Origin of the sequence: Virgibacillus siamensis, assembly GCF_900162695.1 — a bacterium.
In the GTDB taxonomy this organism is placed as follows: Bacteria; Bacillota; Bacilli; order Bacillales; family Amphibacillaceae; genus Lentibacillus; species Lentibacillus siamensis_A.
On sequence record NZ_FUIH01000007.1, the window covers coordinates 2,704,263 to 2,725,114 of the forward strand.

General features: G+C 40.5%; 20 protein-coding genes. All 20 read right to left on the reverse strand.

The window, feature by feature from the left end; all coding sequences use genetic code 11:
- Positions 1 to 112: 112 nt before the first annotated feature.
- The 20 genes from B1K71_RS16825 to rfbD all read right to left on the reverse strand — a co-directional run bounded on the left by B1K71_RS16825 (position 113) and on the right by rfbD (position 20,848).
- Positions 113 to 1,255 (reverse strand): glycosyltransferase family 4 protein, encoded by a 1,143-nt coding sequence (locus tag B1K71_RS16825; RefSeq protein ID WP_077329065.1) that lies wholly within the window; start codon positions 1,253 to 1,255, stop codon positions 113 to 115.
- A gap of 37 nt (positions 1,256 to 1,292) precedes the next feature.
- Complete coding sequence (locus B1K71_RS16830) at positions 1,293 to 1,958, reverse strand: sugar transferase (protein WP_077329067.1); 666 nt, start codon at positions 1,956 to 1,958, stop codon at positions 1,293 to 1,295.
- A gap of 208 nt (positions 1,959 to 2,166) precedes the next feature.
- Entirely contained in the window at positions 2,167 to 2,844 is a 678-nt protein-coding gene (locus B1K71_RS16835) for a response regulator transcription factor (protein WP_077329069.1), read from the reverse strand.
- 193 nt (positions 2,845 to 3,037) lie between these two features.
- Positions 3,038 to 3,805, reverse strand: coding sequence for a tyrosine-protein phosphatase (locus B1K71_RS16840; RefSeq protein WP_077329071.1), 768 nt, complete (start codon positions 3,803 to 3,805; stop codon positions 3,038 to 3,040).
- Between the two features lie 93 nt (positions 3,806 to 3,898).
- Positions 3,899 to 4,591, reverse strand: coding sequence for a CpsD/CapB family tyrosine-protein kinase (locus tag B1K71_RS16845; RefSeq protein ID WP_077329073.1), 693 nt, complete (start codon positions 4,589 to 4,591; stop codon positions 3,899 to 3,901).
- On the reverse strand, positions 4,581 to 5,315 hold the full coding sequence (locus B1K71_RS16850) for a YveK family protein (RefSeq protein ID WP_077329075.1): 735 nt from the start codon (positions 5,313 to 5,315) through the stop codon (positions 4,581 to 4,583). The genes B1K71_RS16845 and B1K71_RS16850 overlap by 11 nt, the downstream gene beginning before the upstream one ends.
- Before the next feature lie 225 nt (positions 5,316 to 5,540).
- Complete coding sequence (locus B1K71_RS16855) at positions 5,541 to 6,497, reverse strand: LCP family glycopolymer transferase (RefSeq protein WP_077329077.1); 957 nt, start codon at positions 6,495 to 6,497, stop codon at positions 5,541 to 5,543.
- 45 nt (positions 6,498 to 6,542) lie between these two features.
- On the reverse strand, positions 6,543 to 7,529 hold the full coding sequence (gene galE, locus B1K71_RS16860; RefSeq protein ID WP_077329078.1) for a UDP-glucose 4-epimerase GalE: 987 nt from the start codon (positions 7,527 to 7,529) through the stop codon (positions 6,543 to 6,545).
- A gap of 75 nt (positions 7,530 to 7,604) precedes the next feature.
- Entirely contained in the window at positions 7,605 to 8,486 is an 882-nt protein-coding gene (gene galU, locus B1K71_RS16865; protein WP_077329080.1) for a UTP--glucose-1-phosphate uridylyltransferase GalU, read from the reverse strand.
- A 147-nt stretch (positions 8,487 to 8,633) separates the two neighbouring features.
- Complete coding sequence (locus B1K71_RS16870) at positions 8,634 to 10,019, reverse strand: undecaprenyl-phosphate glucose phosphotransferase (RefSeq protein WP_077329082.1); 1,386 nt, start codon at positions 10,017 to 10,019, stop codon at positions 8,634 to 8,636.
- 37 nt (positions 10,020 to 10,056) lie between these two features.
- Positions 10,057 to 11,157 (reverse strand): UDP-galactopyranose mutase, encoded by a 1,101-nt coding sequence (gene glf, locus B1K71_RS16875; RefSeq protein WP_077329085.1) that lies wholly within the window; start codon positions 11,155 to 11,157, stop codon positions 10,057 to 10,059.
- 15 nt (positions 11,158 to 11,172) lie between these two features.
- Entirely contained in the window at positions 11,173 to 12,051 is an 879-nt protein-coding gene (locus tag B1K71_RS16880; RefSeq protein ID WP_077329087.1) for a glycosyltransferase family 2 protein, read from the reverse strand.
- Positions 12,052 to 12,054: 3 nt separating this feature from the next.
- Positions 12,055 to 13,023, reverse strand: coding sequence for a glycosyltransferase family 2 protein (locus B1K71_RS16885; RefSeq protein WP_077329088.1), 969 nt, complete (start codon positions 13,021 to 13,023; stop codon positions 12,055 to 12,057).
- 20 nt (positions 13,024 to 13,043) lie between these two features.
- Positions 13,044 to 14,390, reverse strand: a complete 1,347-nt coding sequence (locus tag B1K71_RS16890; RefSeq protein ID WP_077329089.1) for a hypothetical protein — start codon at positions 14,388 to 14,390, stop codon at positions 13,044 to 13,046.
- Between the two features lie 55 nt (positions 14,391 to 14,445).
- On the reverse strand, positions 14,446 to 15,456 hold the full coding sequence (locus tag B1K71_RS16895) for a hypothetical protein (RefSeq protein ID WP_077329091.1): 1,011 nt from the start codon (positions 15,454 to 15,456) through the stop codon (positions 14,446 to 14,448).
- 25 nt (positions 15,457 to 15,481) lie between these two features.
- Positions 15,482 to 16,504 (reverse strand): hypothetical protein, encoded by a 1,023-nt coding sequence (locus B1K71_RS16900; RefSeq protein WP_077329093.1) that lies wholly within the window; start codon positions 16,502 to 16,504, stop codon positions 15,482 to 15,484.
- A 38-nt stretch (positions 16,505 to 16,542) separates the two neighbouring features.
- Complete coding sequence (locus B1K71_RS16905; RefSeq protein WP_077329095.1) at positions 16,543 to 18,387, reverse strand: DUF4422 domain-containing protein; 1,845 nt, start codon at positions 18,385 to 18,387, stop codon at positions 16,543 to 16,545.
- A 26-nt stretch (positions 18,388 to 18,413) separates the two neighbouring features.
- On the reverse strand, positions 18,414 to 19,157 hold the full coding sequence (locus B1K71_RS16910) for an ABC transporter ATP-binding protein (protein WP_077329097.1): 744 nt from the start codon (positions 19,155 to 19,157) through the stop codon (positions 18,414 to 18,416).
- Between the two features lie 8 nt (positions 19,158 to 19,165).
- Positions 19,166 to 19,960 (reverse strand): ABC transporter permease, encoded by a 795-nt coding sequence (locus tag B1K71_RS16915; RefSeq protein WP_175631950.1) that lies wholly within the window; start codon positions 19,958 to 19,960, stop codon positions 19,166 to 19,168.
- Positions 19,961 to 19,999: 39 nt separating this feature from the next.
- Complete coding sequence (rfbD, locus tag B1K71_RS16920; RefSeq protein WP_077329101.1) at positions 20,000 to 20,848, reverse strand: dTDP-4-dehydrorhamnose reductase; 849 nt, start codon at positions 20,846 to 20,848, stop codon at positions 20,000 to 20,002.
- Positions 20,849 to 20,852 lie beyond the last annotated feature (4 nt).

The following is a 20,852-nucleotide window of genomic DNA, read 5'->3' on the forward strand; positions in this document are numbered from 1 at the left end:
GACAATTCCATATCACCGTGGCTTAAAAATTTATTAATGTCATATCCCCCCCCCTTTAAGCTTATGAATCTTTATGAATAACTAAAAGTTCTTTTAAGACATCAGTCTTACGTTACGATGAATGATTCCAATAAATTTTTTTCATTTCTCGTAACACATTTTCTAAAGAATAATCATTAATAAGTTTTAAACTATTCTTTCCAAACTCATATTTTAAATCCTCAGAATTGACTATTTTACTTATGGCAACACTTAACTGCTCAACATTGTTTTGTACAACATAACCATTATATTGATTCTTTACCAGATCCCTATTCCCCCTTGCATTAGTTACAACAAGTGGTAATCCTGTTGCCATTGCTTCCATGATATTTACCGGGAGCCCTTCATGAAAGGAAGATGAGACCGACAAATCTGATATTTTCATCAATTGGGGAATATCCTTTCGATAACCTAAAAAATCTACTACGCCCTGCAGTTTTAAATTATAGACTATATTTTTTAATTCCTCTTCCATTATTCCGCTACCGATTAAAAGCAATTTTATATTTGGTATTTTCATCTTCAGAATATTCATAACCTTTATCAGCATTGTTTGATTTTTTCTTTTATTTAATTCTCCAACATATATTAATATAACATCACTTTCATCATAACCATAACTTTTCCGGAGGTCGTATTTAACCTTACGTGTTTGTGGTGAAAATTCATTTATGTCAATCCCCACACCATGAATATTGTAAGTCAAGGTTGAACTTTTTATAGCCATTTTTTTAGCATTATTAAAATCTTCATCATTCATTGTTATGATTGCATCTGTCCAGCGCATAAGTAATTTTTCTACATTATAATAAATTATCCAATTTTTCAATGGTGCACCTTTAAAGAAATGAAAGCCATGTGCAGTATAAATAACTTGTGTATTTTGTTGGTTCCTTACTTTTCTTGCAGCCAATCTTCCTAAAACACCACCAACTGGTGTATGACAATGTATAATATCAAATTTATTAGAATAAATTATTTCTTTTAATTGTTTAAACGCTCTTACATTATTTAATTTGAACGGTGACCTATCAAATGGTAAGTCGTAATAATAATCACAATATGGTATATTACATTTTTCCATATCTTCATAATCGTTTCTGGCACAAACGAAAGTCTCATAGCCATTTTCCTTAAACCATTTCAAATATGGGATATGAAACTGCATAATATGTTTTTTAACAACTGTTGCTACAAATAATACTTTCTTCATTTTCTCTCTCCAATTTTAAGAAGTCGGCAATATTTCTTTACCTTGCACCCTTCCCGTTAAATACAACCTTAATTGTTTCAAATAAAATTCTTAAATCTATTTTAATACTTCTATTATTTATGTAGTACAAATCTAGATTGAGTTTTTCCTTAGGAGTAATATCATATCCTCCATTAACTTGAGCCCAACCTGTCAAACCTGGTTTTACAGATAATCTTTTAGTGAAATCGGGTATCTCTTGATTGAATTCCGCTGTGAACATTGGCCTTTCAGGTCTGGGTCCAACGAAACTCATGTCACCTTTTAATACATTAAGTAACTGTGGTAATTCATCAATTCTTGTTTTTCTTATAAATCTACCTACCTTAGTAACCCTAGGATCATTTACAATTGCCCATTTTGCTCCGTTCTTCTCCGCATTAACTCCCATAGAACGTAACTTTATAACTTTGAAGTATTTTCCATGAAGCCCCACTCTTTGCTGCATAAAAAAGGCAGGTCCCGGTGTTTCCATTTTTATTATGATGGCAAAAATAAAAATTAAGAAAAGCGCTACTGGCAATGCTAAGGCTACAACAGAAATGTCAAGAGTTCTTTTTAAAAATGAATAATATTCTGGCTGAGTTTCTCTTGGTCTGCTTGTTTCCAATGTGGATGCATATTCTTCGTAAAAGTTTGTAGGACTAGTGTCAGTACCCTGCATATATAACACCACCTTCACGATTAAGAGTGAACATGATTACAAAAGTGTCGACACTGTATTTATAACCCATGACAACAACTCCTTTATGACCTTTTTCTAGTTAATTACTTTTAATAAGTTTATAAGTCCATAATACTAGATTAAAAGTCATATTTTTAGTGACTTTTGTAGGAAAAAGTCACATGTTGTCATTTAGACACCCATAAAATTAGATAGATTTTCGAAAAGAGTTTTTCATTACGTCCGTAAGAAATGTTGTGGTTTGGTTACGATTATAGGTTTGGAGCTTATCATAGATTTCGCTGATATAATTTTTGACCGTTCCTTCACCGAGGTACAGCTTTTTAGCAATTGATTTATTTGAATGTCCGTTCATTAACTGGTACGCAATATCTAGTTCCCTATTCGTTAAATGATAGCCGTAGTTCTCCAGTCTTCTGCCAAGGATTTGTTTTTTGTCCATCGTTAGTTCGCGTATTTTATCGACAAGAATCTGAGCAATTTCACCTGACAACACCGCCTGTCCACGGGCAGCATTTCGGATGGATTCGACCAGGTTGTCCGCATACAAATTTTTTAATAAAAATCCATCTGCACCGACATTTATCCCCCTGATAACAAGCTCTTCGTCTGAGGTAGTTGTCAACATCACTACTTTAACGTTTGGATACTGCTCCTTTATCTTTACAGTAGCGTTAATTCCATCCAAAGCAGGCATGTGAATATCCATTAGAACGACATCCGGTGATGTGCGATTCAGCATTTGCAGTGCAGATCTTCCATCTTCAACCATGCCAACTACTTCGATGTCATCAACCGTATTTATAATAGCGTTAACCCCTTCTCTAAATAAACGCTGATCTTCCACTAGCATTACTTTTATCAACCAATTCACCCCTTTGTCTTATCTCTGGTTATTACATTACACAATAACCTGTACATAAAACTGTATACCTATTTTCAGACCCAAAAAAATACTAGAAAAAGCAAGATCTCTTTTTCTAGTCTGTAAGATTTCGTTGTCTATATTATTTTTAGATTGTAACATAAAAGTAATATTGTAATCAAATGGCAATATTTCACCCAAATATACTCCATTTCTTTTTATGCGCTATTCGTTCCGGCAGGTCTTTGTTGACGGTGTGTCCCAAAATGAGTAATTCATTGTTCTCCATCAGCTGATATGCAAAAGCTTTCCCGTATTGTTTTCTAATATATCCAAATGCCTCCCGCATATGAAACGTGCGCTTCTTTATATCGTGCGCATCCGATGCGATGAAGTGTGTCAGATTTGCTTCGACAAGCTGATCGGCGAATTTCTGTACCCGTTTGCCGGTTTTGCCTAATAGACTGCCGGCAGTAATCTGAGTCAATGCACCGCTTTTCACCATCCGGTACAATTTATCTGTATTCTCCTGCAGTTCTGTGTTGCGTTCCGGATGGACGATTACAGGTTTGTAGCCGGCAATCTGCAGGTCAAACAGCAGCTGTCTGGCATAATTCGGCACATGATTATGCGGGAATTCCACCAGTACATATTGGGTTCCGTTGATCGGGATTACCTCGCCTTTTTTGAGATCCTCCACCATTTCCCCGTACACCCTGGTCTCCTGCCCCGGCAGAATTTCCACAGGTATGTTCTGCTCCTGCAGCTTCCCATTTAAATAAGCTACCATACCGATAATGTCCTGTCCGTAATTGTCAAAATGAGTGCTCTTGTGATGCGGTGTGGCTGCTATCTTTGTAATGCCTTGTTCCGCGGCTTCTTTTGCCATGTTAATACTATCATCCAGTGTTGCAGCACCATCATCGATGCCCGGCAGGATGTGGCAATGAATGTCAATCATCTCATTTCCCCCTTTTAATTCCAAAAACTGAGTCCATAGACCCAATAAAGGAATTATAGCAGAAAGGACTTAGGAAGAAAACTAGCGTTTACTTTATTTTCCATAATAGTAATAATAATTGGTATCTTTTTTACTGTGGTCATTCAAAACGGTACCAAGCAATTTGGCATTTGCATGTTGTAACAGCTCTACTGATTTTTCCGCGCCATCATTTTCCGTTACGTTGCTTCTGACGATTAGTATTGACCCGTCACACAGGCCTGCCAGTAACTGTGCATCAGTCACGGCGAGCAGTGGCGGCGTGTCAAACAGAATAACATCATACATTTGACGTGCTTCATCTAGCAGCTTTTGCATTTTGTTGGAGCCAAGCAGTTCAGATGGGTTTGGCGGAATCGGTCCGCTTGTCATGACATCCAGGTTTTCGACATCACTGGTTATAATTGCTTCGGTTAATTGGTTATCCCCGACAAGTACATTGCTTAATCCGTTCAGATTATCGAGGCGAAATGTATAGTGTACAGTCGGTTTTCGCAGGTCACCATCAATCAGCAATACCTTTTTCCCCTGCTGTGCATAGACAACAGCCAGATTTGCTGTGGTCATTGATTTTCCTTCATCTGGTCCGGATGAGGTTACCATGATTGCCTGCAATGTTTCATCGACGGAAGAAAACTGCAGATTGGTACGGATGGTCCGGTACTGCTCTGATATTGGAGAGCGCGGGTTATTGTTGGCAATCAGTGTCCGGACATTGCTTTTTTTCTTGTTTCGTTTAGACGCCATCAGACCCACTCCTTCTTCTCAGATTTTGGACAGGACGGATATCATCATCCGTAATATGTGCAATTGTACCTAGTACCGGTACATTAAGTTTATGTTCAATATCGGCTTCTGTTTTAATCGTGTTATCCAGGTATTCCAATAAAAAGGCAATTCCCACACCAATCATGCCGCCGAGCACAAGCGCGATGGCAATATTCAGCATTGGTTTCGGACTTACCGGTGCCGGATTGCTGCCGACATCTGCCTTTGACAGGATGCTGACATTATCGACGTTCATAATGTCCGGAATATTTTTCTGAAATACACGGACTGTTGTATTGGCAATTTGTTGTGCCTGATTCGGGCTTGTATCGGTTGCGGTCACGGTCACGACCTGTGATTTTTCAGCATTTGCAACGGCCAGTTTGTTTTTCAGCTGATCTGCCGAGTAGTCCAGATTAAGTTTCTTGACGACATCTTCCAGAATGGCTGGACTTTTAATAATGACATTATACGTATTAATCAATTCCTGGCTTGTTTGGATGTCACTGACACTGTACGGGGCGTCTGATTTCTGCTGGCTCTGATTGACAATGAACTGTGAACTTGCCTCGTAGGATGGCGTTAGGACGAAATAACTAATAATAGCCGCAAGCACCGCCGCTCCTACCATCAGGCTGATAATCAGCAGAAGGCGTTTCTTAATGACCTCAAAAATTTCTTTGAGGGATATCGTTTCTTCCATTAGGTTTACCTCCATTTTTCTCGGATGTTCAACAATTTGTATAGCATGTTACATATACAACGAAGATTATACCATATATTGTTAGAATGATATATAACTTTTTTACTAGGTGGGGGGCTTCTGCTTCCCAGGCTCCTGGCATAAAACTAGGCGGGAGAACACAATTGTCTTCTCCCGCCTAGCTTTGATCCCTGAAGGAAGCATGAGGACCACACCCATGCTTCCCTATTCTTTTTTCGACAACATATCATGCACTTTTTGTATTTCTTCTTCTGGTGTTTCGAAGTAGAAGACGCCTTCGATGTTGGTTGGTTCGCCTTCGACCCGATAGGTTTCTATATTTTTACGGACGTTACGGTAGTTCAGGAACAGACCTTTCATATCCTCGAAATCAAGATTGGTAGACATATTTTTGCCGAGTACGTCCAGCATGTCACCAATTTTACCGACGGAATTGAAGCTGGCACCTTTATTGATCACTGCCTTAATTACCTGACGTTCACGCATCGTTCGTCCCAAATCGCCGCGCGGGTCCAAATGACGCATGCGGACATAGCCCATTGTTTTCGGACCGTTCAGCTTAATTTTACCTTTTTCATAGTGATAGCCTTTTTTGTAATACCCTTCGTCATACCATTCAATCTCGTTATTGACGGTAATGCCGCCGATTGCATCAACCATGTCTGATAGTCCCTGCATATTCATCGAAACATAATAATCGAGTTCGATGTCCAGAAAGTCCTCAACGGTTGCAACCGACTTGCCTGCACCGCCGAATGCAAATGCGTGATTGATTTTGTCATAGCCATAATCCTGGCCGGCAATATCTACACGTGTATCACGCGGGATACTGACGATTTTCATTTTATCCTCGCCCGGTCTTAGAGACAGTACCATCAACGCATCAGAACGACCGGTGTCGCCGGGACGTTTATCCACGCCAAGCAGCAGAATGTTGAGTGGTTCTTCTTTGCTGATTTTATCTTTACCGACATTCTCATCAATAGAGTCCACTGCTTGAAACACTTCTTTATTAACGGTGCTTTTCGCATCCATGTATACCGAAGCAGCATATGCCGTGGTGCCGACAAATAATAGACCGATTAGTAGGATAACCACTTTGACCCATCGTTTAAGTTTTCTTGGCTTTTGGTGTCTGCTCATCCTTCGATTTTCACTCATATTTTATACCTCTTCTTCCTCTCCCCAAGATGATCATTCGATTATCTATCTGTTAAATCCGTTCTTATGGTGCCGGTGCCAATTCCAGGCATGAGACACCATCGTCTCCAGTTCCGGATACTGCGGCAGCCAATCCAGTTCATCCCTGGCTTTTTCGGAGGATGCAATCAGTGTAGCGGGATCTCCTCCGCGTCTTGGTGCCGGTTTTGACCCAATAAATAATCCCGTTACATTACGGCAGGCGTCTACTACCTGCTTTACCGAGAAACCTTGCCCGTTTCCCAGATTATATATAGTACTTTCGTTCGTTTTCTTCAATTTCTGTACTGCCAGGTAATGTGCCTGGGCGAGATCCATGACATGAATATAGTCACGGACACAAGTCCCATCATCTGTATTATAATCGTTACCGAAAATCTTGACAAATTCCCGCTGTCCCAAGGCAACCTCAAGCACAATTGGGATTAAATGGGACTCAGGCTTGTGATCCTCGCCAATTCTGCCCAGCGGATCTGCTCCTGCTGCATTGAAATAACGCAGGCTGATGGACTTGATTCCATAGGCCTGGTCGCTCCAATGAAGCATTTTTTCGACAGCATGTTTTGTTTCACCATACGGATTGGCAGGCATTGTTTCATCTTTTTCCTGAATGGGAATGAATTTCGGCTCTCCGTATACAGCTGCAGTCGATGAGAATACGATATGTTTGACATGATGCTCATTCATTTTCTGCAGCAAGCAACAAGTTTCCGTTACATTGTTTTCATAGAACGTCAATGGATCATTGACACTTTCCCCGACAAGAGAGCTTGCCGCAAAATGGATGACCGCATCAATCCGGTGGTTTGTAAAAATGGAATCCAGCAGTTTCTTATCGCCCACTGTACCACGGTAGAGTCCAGTTCCCATTAATGCATCGTGATGTCCTTTTGACAGGTCATCAAGCACAATAACATCTTCTCCCTGTTCCTTCAAATACAAGACGGTATGACTTCCGATATAACCGGCACCGCCTGTTACTAATATCGCCACGACTATCAACCTCGCAAATCAATAAAAAATAAGCTCCAAGTTCATTGGAGCAACAAAATCTATTCATCTTTCAAGCTACGATAATTCTTTCTCTTTTGCCAGCAGTCCATCAAGAAAAACTTGCAAATCCTGTTTTATTTCATCGTTTTCAAGGGCCATCTCAATCGTTGTTTTAATAAAGCCGAGCTTTTCGCCGACATCATAACGGCGGCCTTCGAAATCATATGCATAGACATTCTGAAGCTCATTCAGCTTCTGAATAGCATCGGTTAATTGAATTTCTCCGCCAGCACCGGTTTCCTGTTTATCCAGGAATGTGATGATTTCCGGGTTCAGAATGTATCGTCCCATAATAGCAAGGTTAGATGGCGCAGTTCCTTGTTCCGGCTTCTCCACAAAATTGCTTACCTGATAACGGCGGCCTTCAATCGTTAACGGATCGATAATGCCGTAACGGTGTGTCTGATCCTGTTCAACCTGCTGAACACCAATTACCGATGAGCCTGTTTCATCATATTGGTCCATCAGCTGCTTGAGACACGGTGTTTCCGATTGTACGATATCATCACCGAGCAAAACAGCAAATGGCTCGTCCCCGATAAACTTGCGGGCACTCCATACCGCATGTCCCAGTCCTTTTGGTTCTTTTTGACGGATAAAATGAAGTTCAACATTGGAAGATTTCTGTACTTTTTCAAGCAGTTCATACTTGCCTTTTTTCATCAGATTATCTTCCAGCTCGAAGTTGTAGTCGAAATGATCCTCAATGGCACGCTTTCCTTTTCCAGTTACAATGATAATATCCTCGATGCCGGATTCAATTGCTTCTTCTACGATATATTGGATGGTTGGCTTGTCCACGATCGGCAGCATTTCCTTTGGCATCGCCTTTGTCGCTGGTAGAAATCTTGTTCCGAGTCCCGCTGCAGGAATAATTGCTTTTTTTATGTTGCTCATTTTAGTGGATACCTCCTCAAATTTTGCGTTTTTAGATTCATTTATTTTATCGTTTCACCATCTATTTAAACAAAAGATTAGACGAAATCCAATCCATTGTGAAATTATTTACAATTATTTTACACGATTCAACAACAGAAGGCGACATTATTCGCCATTGTTAATGAGTCCGCCCTTGATTGTCAGCAGAACGATTTTTAAATCAAGTAAAAAGCTCCAGTTTTCAATGTAGTATATATCGTGATTGATTCGGTCACGGATTGATGTATCACCGCGCAGTCCATTCACCTGTGCCCACCCGGTGATACCGGGCCGAACCTGATGCTTGACCATGTATTTCGGGATTTCCTCTTTGAACTTCTCTACAAAATACGGCCGCTCCGCCCGTGGTCCGATGACGCTCATATTGCCTTTTAACACGTTATAAAACTGGGGCAGCTCATCAAGGCTTGTTTTTCGTAAAAAGTCTCCGAATTTCGTCTTCGCATCCGTATCTTTTGGCGTCCATGTTGTTTCCGAATCAACTTCCTTCACTTTCATCGATCTAAATTTATACATGACAAACGGCCGGCTGTCTTTTCCGACACGCTCCTGTTTGAAAATGACAGGACCGGGTGAGGTTATTTTGATGCCAATGGCAATGATCAGCATAACCGGCATCGTAATGATTAACGCCACCAGGGAGAATAGGATATCAAACACCCTTTTCGTCATGACGTTTTTCGCTTCGTGCAGCGGTACATCACGAACATTAATAACAGGTATTCCCTCAATGCTGTCCATATACGGCTTTGCCGGAAGAAAGTTATAATAATCCGGAATAATGGTTGTGCGAATCCCTTTTCGCTCACAAACCGAAATGATGTACCGCAAGTTATCGTGCCGGATTTGTGAGAGTGCGATGACAACCTCATCCACAATTTTTTCCTCCAGTATTCGTTCCAGGTCATGAATCTTCCCAATAACGTTTGCCCGATCCGGCAATGTTGGCTTATCGATTAAAAACCCGATAATCTCGACACCATATTCCGGATGTTTGCGCAGTTTCTCACAATAAGCCTTCCCCTGCATTCCATCGCCCAACACCAGTGCGAACTGTTTGTTGTACCCTTTGTTGCGCATCCGGTTCATCGTTGCCTTGACGATAAGCCGGAATGTCAGCGTGAACACAACAGCAAAGATAAAAAACAGGAACAGATAAATCCTCGAAAAGTCCAACGTTTTAAACAAAAACAAGGTACTCAGAATGAAGAATCCACTCAGCACATGCAGCTGGATGACCTTGGCCATTTCAAACAGGAATCGCTTCTTCCGTTTGGGAACATATAATGCGAACATCATTCCCATCAGAATAAAAATGACACTGTACATGGAACTCCAGAAGGCATATACCGGAAATGGCAGGAATCCCGCGTCACCACTGTAAATGATGACAAAACGGATGTACCAGGCTGCCAAAAATGCCAGATGGATGACCAGAAAATCCATGATCATGTATAAATTTGCCAGGAATCGTTCTCTTCCTCTAATCATTTACCTCGGCTCCCGATTTGTTAATGTGGTTCCGGCTTCAGCTGTCCAGTTCTTTTTCCACTGTCCGCAATGCTGCTGCGATGACCTGGTGCATATCATAATATTTATATGTCCCAAGCCGTCCCCCGAAAATGACATTCTCCTGTGCATCGGCAAGTTCCTTATATTTCTTATACAAATCATTGTTCCGTGTATCATTGACCGGATAGTATGGTTCATCCCCATGCTGCCACTCTTTCGGATATTCTTTCGTCACAACGGTTTTATCCTGTGTGCCGAATTCAAAATGTTTATGTTCGATCATGCGGGTGTACGGTGTTTCACGATCTGTGTAATTGACAACGGCATTGCCCTGATAGTTTGGCATATCATGAATTTCATGTTCGAAATCAAGGCTGCGGTATTCCAGCACCCCATGCTCATAATTGAAATACTGATCAATCATGCCGGTGAAGACGACCTTGTCTGCCTTGGCCATCAGTTCTTTCCGATTCTCAAAGAAATCCGTATACAGCTGAACATCGGTATTTTCCAGCATTTTTTCGATGATTTTGTTGTAGCCGCCGATTGGAATTCCCTGGTAGCGGTCATTAAAATAGTTGTTATCATATGTAAACCGTACCGGAAGCCGCTTAATAATGAATGCCGGTAAATCGGTGCATGACCGGCCCCATTGTTTTTCGGTATAGCCTTTGATCAGTTTTTCGTAAATATCGTTTCCAACAAGTGAAATCGCCTGTTCTTCCAGGTTTTTCGGCTTATCGATGCCGGCATTCTGTTTTTGCTCTTCAATTTTTGCTGCCGCTTCATCCGGTGTGACAGCACCCCACAATTTGTTAAACGTATTCATGTTGAACGGCATGTTGTAGATTTCACCTTTGTAGTTGGCGACCGGTGAGTTTGTGTACCGATTAAACTCGACAAACTGATTCACATATTCCCAGATTTCTTTATTGTTCGTATGGAAAATATGCGCGCCATATTTATGTACATTGACCCCTTCCACATCTTCGCAATAGACATTTCCGCCGATATGGTCCCGCTTATCAATCACAAGACATTTCTTCCCGCGTTTATGCGCCTCATAGGCAAATGTGGAACCAAACAGTCCGGATCCAACAATTAAATAATCGTACATGATTTAGAAACCTCCTTAAGATGTCGCTTTTTTCTTCTTTCGTAAATTGGACAAATAGGCCAGTATAAATTTAGCCAGAATCGATGCGTATACTGCGGTGTTCACCGGTTTCGAATACTTGTCCAGCATATGTTTTTTGTAAAAAATAATCATGGCCCGGTGGAATTCAAACAACACTTTATTCGACTTCTGCTTATTGCTCGCACCCTTCAGATGGATAATTGTTGTCTGCGGATTGTAGGTAATCCTCCAGCCGGCCTCTTTTATCCGGTAGCACCAGTCAATATCCTCCCCGTACATGAAGTACGTTTCATCAAGCAGACCAACCTGATCAATCGTTTCTTTGCGCACCATCATAAATGCACCGACCAGGCAGTCGACAGGCGCTTCCTGGAATTCATCTATATAACCCATATGGTAATGGTTTAGTTTTCTGCTGTTCGGAAAAATTTTGCTCAATCCGGTCATATAAAAGAAGGAAGCGGACGGTGTCGGAAACCCGCGCTTGCATGCTTTATCAAGCTGTCCGTCACCAAGAACGACCCTGCAGCCGGATGCACCGATGTCCGGGTGCTGATCCATATAGGCAGTCATCATATCCAGTGTATCTTCACGGATGAGCGTATCGGAATTCAGAAGCAGGATATACCTTCCTTCCGCCTCACGAATCGCCTGGTTATTCGCCTTGGCAAACCCGAGATTTTTATCATTTGCGATGATCTTCACATCATCAAATTGCTGCTCCATATATTCAACTGATCTGTCCGATGACGCATTATCGACCAAAATGATTTCATACGTATACGACGTATCTGAATTTCGGATGGAATGAATTGCATCCGCTGTAATGATTTTCGTATTGTAATTGACGATAATAATGCTGATATCCTTCATATGCTACCAAATCCCTTTAAAGTATGTTCGGATTTTTTCAGCGGAAACCGATCGTTGGGCTTGGATCAGCCTCCTTGCCTTCTGCATCTGTTTCCGATTTTTCCGGAATTCCCGCCAGATTGACAAAATTTGCGGTTCTTTTATTAGTATATATGAATTTTGACAAAATTCATATAATAATATTGCTGGAAGGAAACGTACCAAGGTTAAAAGCGGGCAATTTTTGACCATAAAGTAGTAGCGGTTGATGTACGAATGCTGCCTGATTTTCAGGGAAATGTCCGTACGGCTTTTACTGACCGCCCAACCCCGTTCATGCGTTGCCGTCGCATCCGGCACAAAAACCGCTTTCCAGCCCGTAATGTTCGCCCGCCAGCTCACATCAATATCTTCCTTATACGCGAAAAAATGATCGTCATAAAATTCGTGATTGATGCTGACCGCGTTAATCATTTCGTAGCGGTACACCGCCGCCGCACCGGACACCCCAAAAATGGCTGTTTTGCCATCATACTGCCCGGTATCCGTCTCACCGGACCCCCGGTCATACGCCCGGAAATTCTTTTTGATATTGATCCCGGTCGTATCAAGTATTTTGTTGCCGCTGTCCCTGTACAGCTTGCCGGTTGCCATCCCAATGGTAGGGTCCTGCTCCATTTCCGTGATAATTGCTTTGATGTAATCCGGATGCAATGTGACATCCGGGTTCAGCACCAGCACATAATCGGCATCCGGATTCTCTTGGATAGCCAGATTGTGTCCGCCGGTAAAGCCGGTGTTGGCTTTGTTCTCGATCAATGTCACGGTCTTCGGGCCAAACGATTTTACCACCTTGCACGTATGATCGTGTGAATGATTGTCCACCACGATGATGGAGTGGACCGGATGTGATTGCCCGAGCACCGCTTCGATGCACGGCTTGATATCATCTTCGCTATTAAATGTAACGATGTGAACAGCAACTTTTTTCATTGGGTTACAACCTTTGTATGTCACTTATCTTTAATTCTTTTCTTGTACTGCTCATGCTTATCCTTAATAAACAGCCCATTTGGCCGGAATAGCTTTGCCCTTCCCATGAATATTTCAGCAGCATCAATTTGATCATATGCCTCCATAAGCAGCGCCAATTCCCGATACATAACACCTTTATCAAGCTTTTTGTTCACACCAAGGATATTTTGAAAATTTTGCTCCTGCTCTTCAATAGCAGTTAGTTTCTTTTCCATGCTTAACAGTTCCTCTATAAGATTCGCACAAGGCTTTTTTAAATGAGAGGGAAGCTTCAGTTTTTGCTCCATATATTTAATCATACTATTTCGTAAAGTCTTTGAAAGGATAGGATATATCCTTTTTATATCCTTGAAGGTTGTTTCCATATGAGCAAAATTGTGTCCATCTACAATTTCTTCATTTTGATAACTAATATTAAAGTTGTCGTTGAGCCAATCATTATCAATCTTCGTGACAGCTTTAATAATCTGCTTTTCATTTACGGTAATATCGTATTTTTCCCCTTTGATCTCATACAATGGAAAATAATCTTTTTCATAACGTTTTTCATTCATCTTGCCGCCTTTAATAATTGGAACTTCTTCATTTATGTGAGCAAGCAGGTTACCTGTGAACATAGACATGCTTGGATTCGTACTTATCTTTTTTATTCCATTGATAGTATGCTTATCAATGCCAATCTCCACCAAAAAATGCCCCACTGGCCCAAATTCATGCTTCACTGCATCCTCAAATGGGAATACCTCTACGGCTTCTTTTCCAAACACTTCTACAAAATTACCAATTCTATCTACAAATAATCTTGGTAAAATACCGCTTATCAGATTATCAAAAATATTTTCGTACTTCTGTCCCGCCTTCATTCGTTGCTGAATCATGCTTATAGCCCATTTCACCGGGTTCCTTGTGTACGTAATCACCCTGAATTTGGCCTGTGTGAGACCAATTCCTTCCAGGTACTGTTTGAAACTTTCAATATTTGATTTGAACAACATTGATAAATCTTCCCCAGATAAAACCAGCTTTTTTGCATCAGTTTCCTCCAAAAGCGCTTTAAGTTTATCTAAGTTATTTCTATTTGTCTGTTCTATTTCTTCCTTTGACAATCCGCGGATAATATTAGCGTGGTATGTCTCTGGTTTTTCACAAAAGGCGCTATATAAAGGTACCGAATGATTGGGAACCCAACACCTTGGATATAAAACACCTTCTTTTAGTAAGGCATCGTTATTTGTCTTATTGAACATTGTTTCTTGAATACTTGTCGTTCCTGTTTTATGTAACCCAACATGTAAAATTACTTCCTTAATATTATTAATTGACAACGACTATCACTCCTCTCCTTTTTGAAAGAGCTGGCTGGAAACGAATTTTCCAACTCTAGCGTTTCTTGTCAACTTCATTACATAAATAATCAATCAACTCAAGAAGATCCTTCTGTTCAAGTTTGACATCCTCATTGTCATAAGAATTCTCATTCAGCTCAGCAAAAAATTCACTGTCGCTGTTCCAGTATTTGCCTTTAATGTACCTGCAATCTTCTTCAAAGTGATCCAGCACTTCACGACGCTGCTTATAATTTAGAATATCTTTACCCTTCCCCTTGTTCAACAAGTCGTCTGGAAGTGATTCAATCACCTTGTGCCGCGCTTTTTGATTATAATTACGTTTTTGATTGTTATCCAACCTTGCCCGCATTCTTCTTAACAGCTCATATCGCTGAAAACTTAACGACTCATTAACAGTGGACGTTTCCTTGTAATCCTCTGTACGTTCAATACCGATAACATTCAACAAATCATCGATTATATTACCGTTATTAAATACGTCTTTATTGAACGGACGGACAATCATATTCTTAACACCAAAGACAAGTGCCCATTTGTCAAGCCTCGGGCCATACGGACTTAGTCTCTTTAATATTTGGGGTACATTAATTCGTGCTGGCGCGTGAGGACTGGCAACCCGTTCATTGTGTTCTGCCATAGAAATAAAATAATCATCATACCTGCGCAAATAGATGACGACTTTTACATCAAAGTCATCAAAAGCATCTTTTAGAAGTTTTAATTCATCGATTGTTTTATAAACATCGAAAAATGTCTCTGATGAAATCAATACTTTTTCGCAGTCTGTCTTTCTAATCCGGTTCAACAGTTTCTCAACAGGCTCTCTGGATGAATGTATTTCCGGTTTGTTCAACCAGCCGCATATTTTTCCCACAACGGAGAACGAAATATCATGCTGTGCTGTCATCTTGGGAAAAGTAGGGCTTACAGGATACAGAAGTCCCCTGTCCTTCAAATACTCCTTGTTTTGGTAAAACGACTCCTGAATCGAGGATGTTGCCGTTTTAGCACTCCCAATATGAATGTACAGTGTTTTTTTCATCATTTACACTCCTGATAATTACAAATTAGTTTCGCTCTATTTTCAAACTTACTTCCCTGAACATTTTCAAAAATTCATCATCAGATAATTCTAAACCAACTCCACTTTTGGCCTTGTAGTTGCCTTGATTGCCAAATAGCTGGCCGTCCATTCTACCCAGATATTCTTTAGCTACTTTCCGGTTTGATTCATCATAGATTCCAACATATTCATCTGTCAGTAATTCATTAACACTTGGACCGGGGTAGTCAAGTTCCTCTAATGCCCTTAAAATTGCGCGCCAACGTGGGTTCACTTTATTTCCTGACATCCGCGGAACATCTTTATTAATCCTGCGCAAAAATTCCAGCTTAGGGAAGTTTAACGAGGTATTGTATTTTTTTTTGGGAACTTTTATACGCCTAACTTTGAATTTACGCATAAAATCAATAAATACATCTCCACCTTTCAGGTTTGAAGGTTCGAATACATTCACATCTATATTTCCCTTTCCAAAGACCTTTGACCACTTATTAAGCAACTGGTAATAATTAAACCGGTTAACTTGCTTTGAATATTTTTCCGGAGAAATCATCTTATGTTTGGAACCTGTGGTTATCGCGGTTGAAAATCCACTAATTAAAAGCTCCTCCTGTCTTCTCAGGTAAACTATAATCTTAACTTCATCAAAAAAACAATCCAAAAACGCCTTCAACCGACTAATTTCCCTTGGTTGCACCAATCTTGAGGAACAATGCTCATTGGATAAAATCACATTCGAAACAGTGCATCCATCTAATTCCTCGCGAAACTTTTCCTGGACTTGTTGACGATAACTCCTCATTTGTTTCTGTTGATTGATTCCTTCCAGCTTTTTCAAGTTATTCTCTTTTATATCATTCATAGCATAGCATGCCAGCTTGACATGATTACATTTACCAAGCCCACCACTTAAACTTTCAGGGACAAAGTATCCTTTTTTATACAACTTCTTTTTGTTTAGCCTTAGACCATTTTGAATTGTTGTAGTTCCCGTCTTTTCGGTGCCGATGTGTAAAATAGCCTTCAATATATCCCCCACCTTTTAAAGCAGTGCAGTGTTACAAGCTAGCCTCTCGATTTCACCTTATGGTAGGCACGGTGGACAACGGTGTTCCGCAACTTGTTCTTTGCTGTCCGCTTTACTGCATTCAGCATTCGTTTCGACGTTAACGTCTCTTCCAGCGCTTCAACCATAGATCGTTCCTGTTTCCTCATGCTCAACATCACACGTTCGTAATATGGTGTTTTTCGCAAATAACTCCAATAATAATGATCAAATGGCACGCCAATGTTCTTCCATGGTTTGTTATGTGCCGCTGCAAAATGAATAATTTTTGGATGTTGCTTAGCATCTTGAACCTTTTTCATGCTGGTCCACGGAATATTAGCAAACTCCTGATTCAAACTGTTAAAGACATTGTATTCGGATGGCAGCAGTATAAAGTTTTTTCTGAAGTATTTATTCAGGATGTCCTGGTCCTGAAAATAATACTTGTTCTGTTGTGCCTCATCCATCAATTCATCGCCAACCATTTCGGGATCCATATTCTCAAAATTAATGAGCATCAGTCCCGCATTGAAGTAATTGGCGATATCTTCATGATCCATCTTCAATTCAGTTTTCAAGTATGTCTTCAGATCCGGGTAACCGTCCGGAAGATTTACCTTTATATTCAGGCATCTGGTCATAATGTAGTCGGGCACAGCGGCCAACGGATATTCACCCATATCCGTTCTGAACAAATCGACTAGATCATCCAATACAACCATATCCGAGTCAAGGTAAAGCAGCCGCTTAAGGTCTTTAAGCAGATAGAAAATGACAAAACGATTGTACGTTGCAAACGATGGTAATGTATGGTTGCTCCTGAATCCTGTGCCAAAGAAATTGTCTACCGGGATGACATGCATGTTTATGTCCTTGTTGCCAACCGTCAAAAGCTGTTTTACATTTTTCAGACTGTCTGCACTAATGTTGGATGACAAAATAAAAATATTATAGCGATGATCCGGACTGGCATTCTCCTCAATCGAAGCAAACAATGCACTTAGATGCGGCACATAATTTTCATCTGAGCTTACGACAATATTGATGTCACCATCTTTCACGTCACTTAAATCGACCTCTGGAAAAGGAAGTGTTACAGCGCCAGCCAAGTTTAATACTTTTAAATATTTCACCTTTGTATCCGGATGGTCCTGCAGATATTTTTCCATAAACACGCCGAGAAGCCGTTCGGTCAGAAATCCAAAAATCCGTGCCTGATATACGTTGTAATACCGGATATCAATTCGGTCTTCCAATTCAAATAAGACATCAAATACCCATTCCGCATATTGCTCAAATATTTCCCGCTTGGTTACAAACATATTGAACAGGAAAAATGATTCTCTTTTCATACACGTATCAAATGCATCTATGTATTTTGGATACTTTTCTTCAATAATTTCGCGTAATGTATCCAAATCTTCTGAATGATGAACGTCCCGGTAATTGGATTCAACGCTAAATGGCATTGTATGCGGTTCAGGCAGAATAATATCGTATTCTTCCATCAGCGCATTAATCTGGTTGGGTGCCTCTTGACCATATTTCTCAAAGTCAAACACTTGACCATTCAAGAAAACTTCGGTCTGGTGATGATCCTTATACGTATCAGCAAAGTCAAAATATCTGCGGTAATGCATCAGTCCGGTATTGTCAGCATGCTGCTCATTTTTCCAGATCCAATAAAGTGCCGTCATTTCGCAATAGTTGTCATTCTTCTTGGAAATGTTGTCGCCGGTATCGTCACCGATGATTCCCAAATCTTTGTTGCCTTTTCCTTTTCCAACATGTATTGGTGTAATTTCATCTGTCTGTAGGAAATACCCTTCCTTATGATGTGCGACATAAATATTTGTGCTCATACCCTCACTCCTCAAAGCTATTTTTCTTAGTCATTGTTTATGGATGCCTTATACTTGTCGATAACCGTCTTTGCATCGCCAAAATCCATCACTTTGCCTTTTTCCAGCCAAATTACCTTATCCATCATATTTTGAATTTGACCTAAATTATGTGAAACCATGACGACCGTTTTGCCGCTTGCCATCAGTTCTTTCATTGTTTGAAAGCTCTTTTTCTTAAATTTCTGGTCCCCTACTGCCAACACCTCATCAACAATCAAAATGTCGGGGTCAATTTGTGTTGCAATGGAAAAACCAAGTTTGGCACGCATGCCTGTTGAATAGTTTTTAACAGGAACATCAATGAATTCCCCCAGTTCCGAATAATCAACAATCTCTTGGTAGCGTGCTTCCAGAAATTCTCTTGACTTACCAAGCAATGCACCATTCAAGTAGATGTTCTCCGCACCGGTGAAATCCGGGTCAAAGCCTGCACCCAGTTCAAGCAGCGGGGCAATATTTCCATTTACCGTTACATTACCCTTTGATGGCCGAATTACGCCAGAAATGATTTTAAGCAATGTACTTTTGCCGGCACCATTGTGGCCAATCACTCCAACACGATCACCACTCCCAATTGTAAAACTGACATCATTCAAAGCATGAAAATGATTGTACTTCATATTGCCTTTAATTTTCCTAACTATATATTCCTTTACACTCTCAATTTTTTCAGTAGAGAGCATATATTTCATCGTTACATTGTCAACAACAATACTGTTTTTTGTCATGTTTTCACCTACACGTGAAGAATAAATTTATCCTGATTTTTCTGAAAGACGTACATGCCCACAACAGTTGCTCCAATACCCAGAACAATACACATTATGATATTGGACAAGTCAGGCGGTGTACCGTAATATACCACCTGCCTGAAACCCTCGATATAATAATAGACTGGATTAAACCATAATAAAAACATGTATTTTTCCGGAATAATCTCCTCTGGATAAAAAACAACGGAAGCATAACCAAGTGCAGTCATAGCCACTGCATACAAATGCTCAACGTCCCGAAAGAACACCATTACGGTTGCTAGAATTAGCGCAGCTCCAAAACTGAATAAGTAAAGAAATATCAAAAATATCGGTGCGTATAATACATTCCATGTCACACCATGTGTGGTAACAATCATTACAAATATCAAGACTGTTAAGGAAATCAGGAAAAATACAAAGTTCGAGTTAACCTTTGCTGCAGTAAAGATATACTTTGGCATCGGCACTTTTTTAATCAAACCGGAATAGGCCCGCATTGACCGCATTCCCTGATTGGTGCTCGATTTAAAAAAATCAAGGAGCAGTTTTGCCGTCAGCAAATATACCGGGAAATTGGAAATCTGCGTCCCGAATAAATTAGAAAAAACAATTGTTAGGACAATCATAATTAGCAACGGATTCAAAAAACTCCACAATACTCCCAGTACAGAGTCCTTATATTTCTTCTTTATATCTTTTCGTACCAAAATTGACATGAGGTATTTGTATTTTTTAATATTATTTATATAATCTCGAACAATAGCTGTTAACGTCACAATTCTTTCTCCTATCATTTACGGATGACCAGTAGGGTTTTAAGTTTTTTGTATATGGTTGAGATACGCTTTTAATGCTTCTCTCCATTCCCTTAAGGGCTGGAACCCATTATAGATTAGCGCATTATTCCCCAGCACGGAATATTTCGGACGTGTCACTTTACTGGCAAACTGACTGCTGATAATTGGCTCTACCTTTATATCAATACATGCTTCTTCAAAGATGGCTTCCGCCAATGCATGCCTGGAGCATTTGCCGGTGTTGCTGGCATGGTAGATTCCATATTTTTCAGTCTGAATGAGTGCTGTCAGAAACGCTGCCAGATCCGGCGTATAGGTCGGAGAGCCGATCTCATCGTCTACAACCTGCAATGTATCTCTCGTCTCCGCCAGCTTGAGCATCGTTGACACAAAGTTTTTTCCGTTTTCACCAAAAATCCAGGAGGTCCGCACAATAAACCATTTCGTACAGAGACCCCGAATGAGCTCTTCACCCATCCATTTCGTTTTCCCGTATTCGTTTATGGGATTGGGTATATCGAACTCCTCATACGGCTGAGCGGCTGTCCCGTCGAAAACAAAGTCCGTACTGATATAACACAATCTTGCATTGACTGTTTCGGCGGCAGCAGCGATGTTTCGCGTACCGTTGACATTGACGTTGTATGCTGTTTCCCGATCTGTTTCAGCCTCTTCAACATTTGTATATGCCGCGGCATGAATGATCACGTCCGGGTTGATACGCTTGACATAGGACGAAACCTTATCCTGATTCGTCATATCCAGCTCATCACTAGACGGTGCATAAACGTCGAAATTTGTCCTTTTTAGCTCATTCATTATATCATACCCAAGTTGCCCGCTTGAGCCTGTCACAATAACAATCATGTTA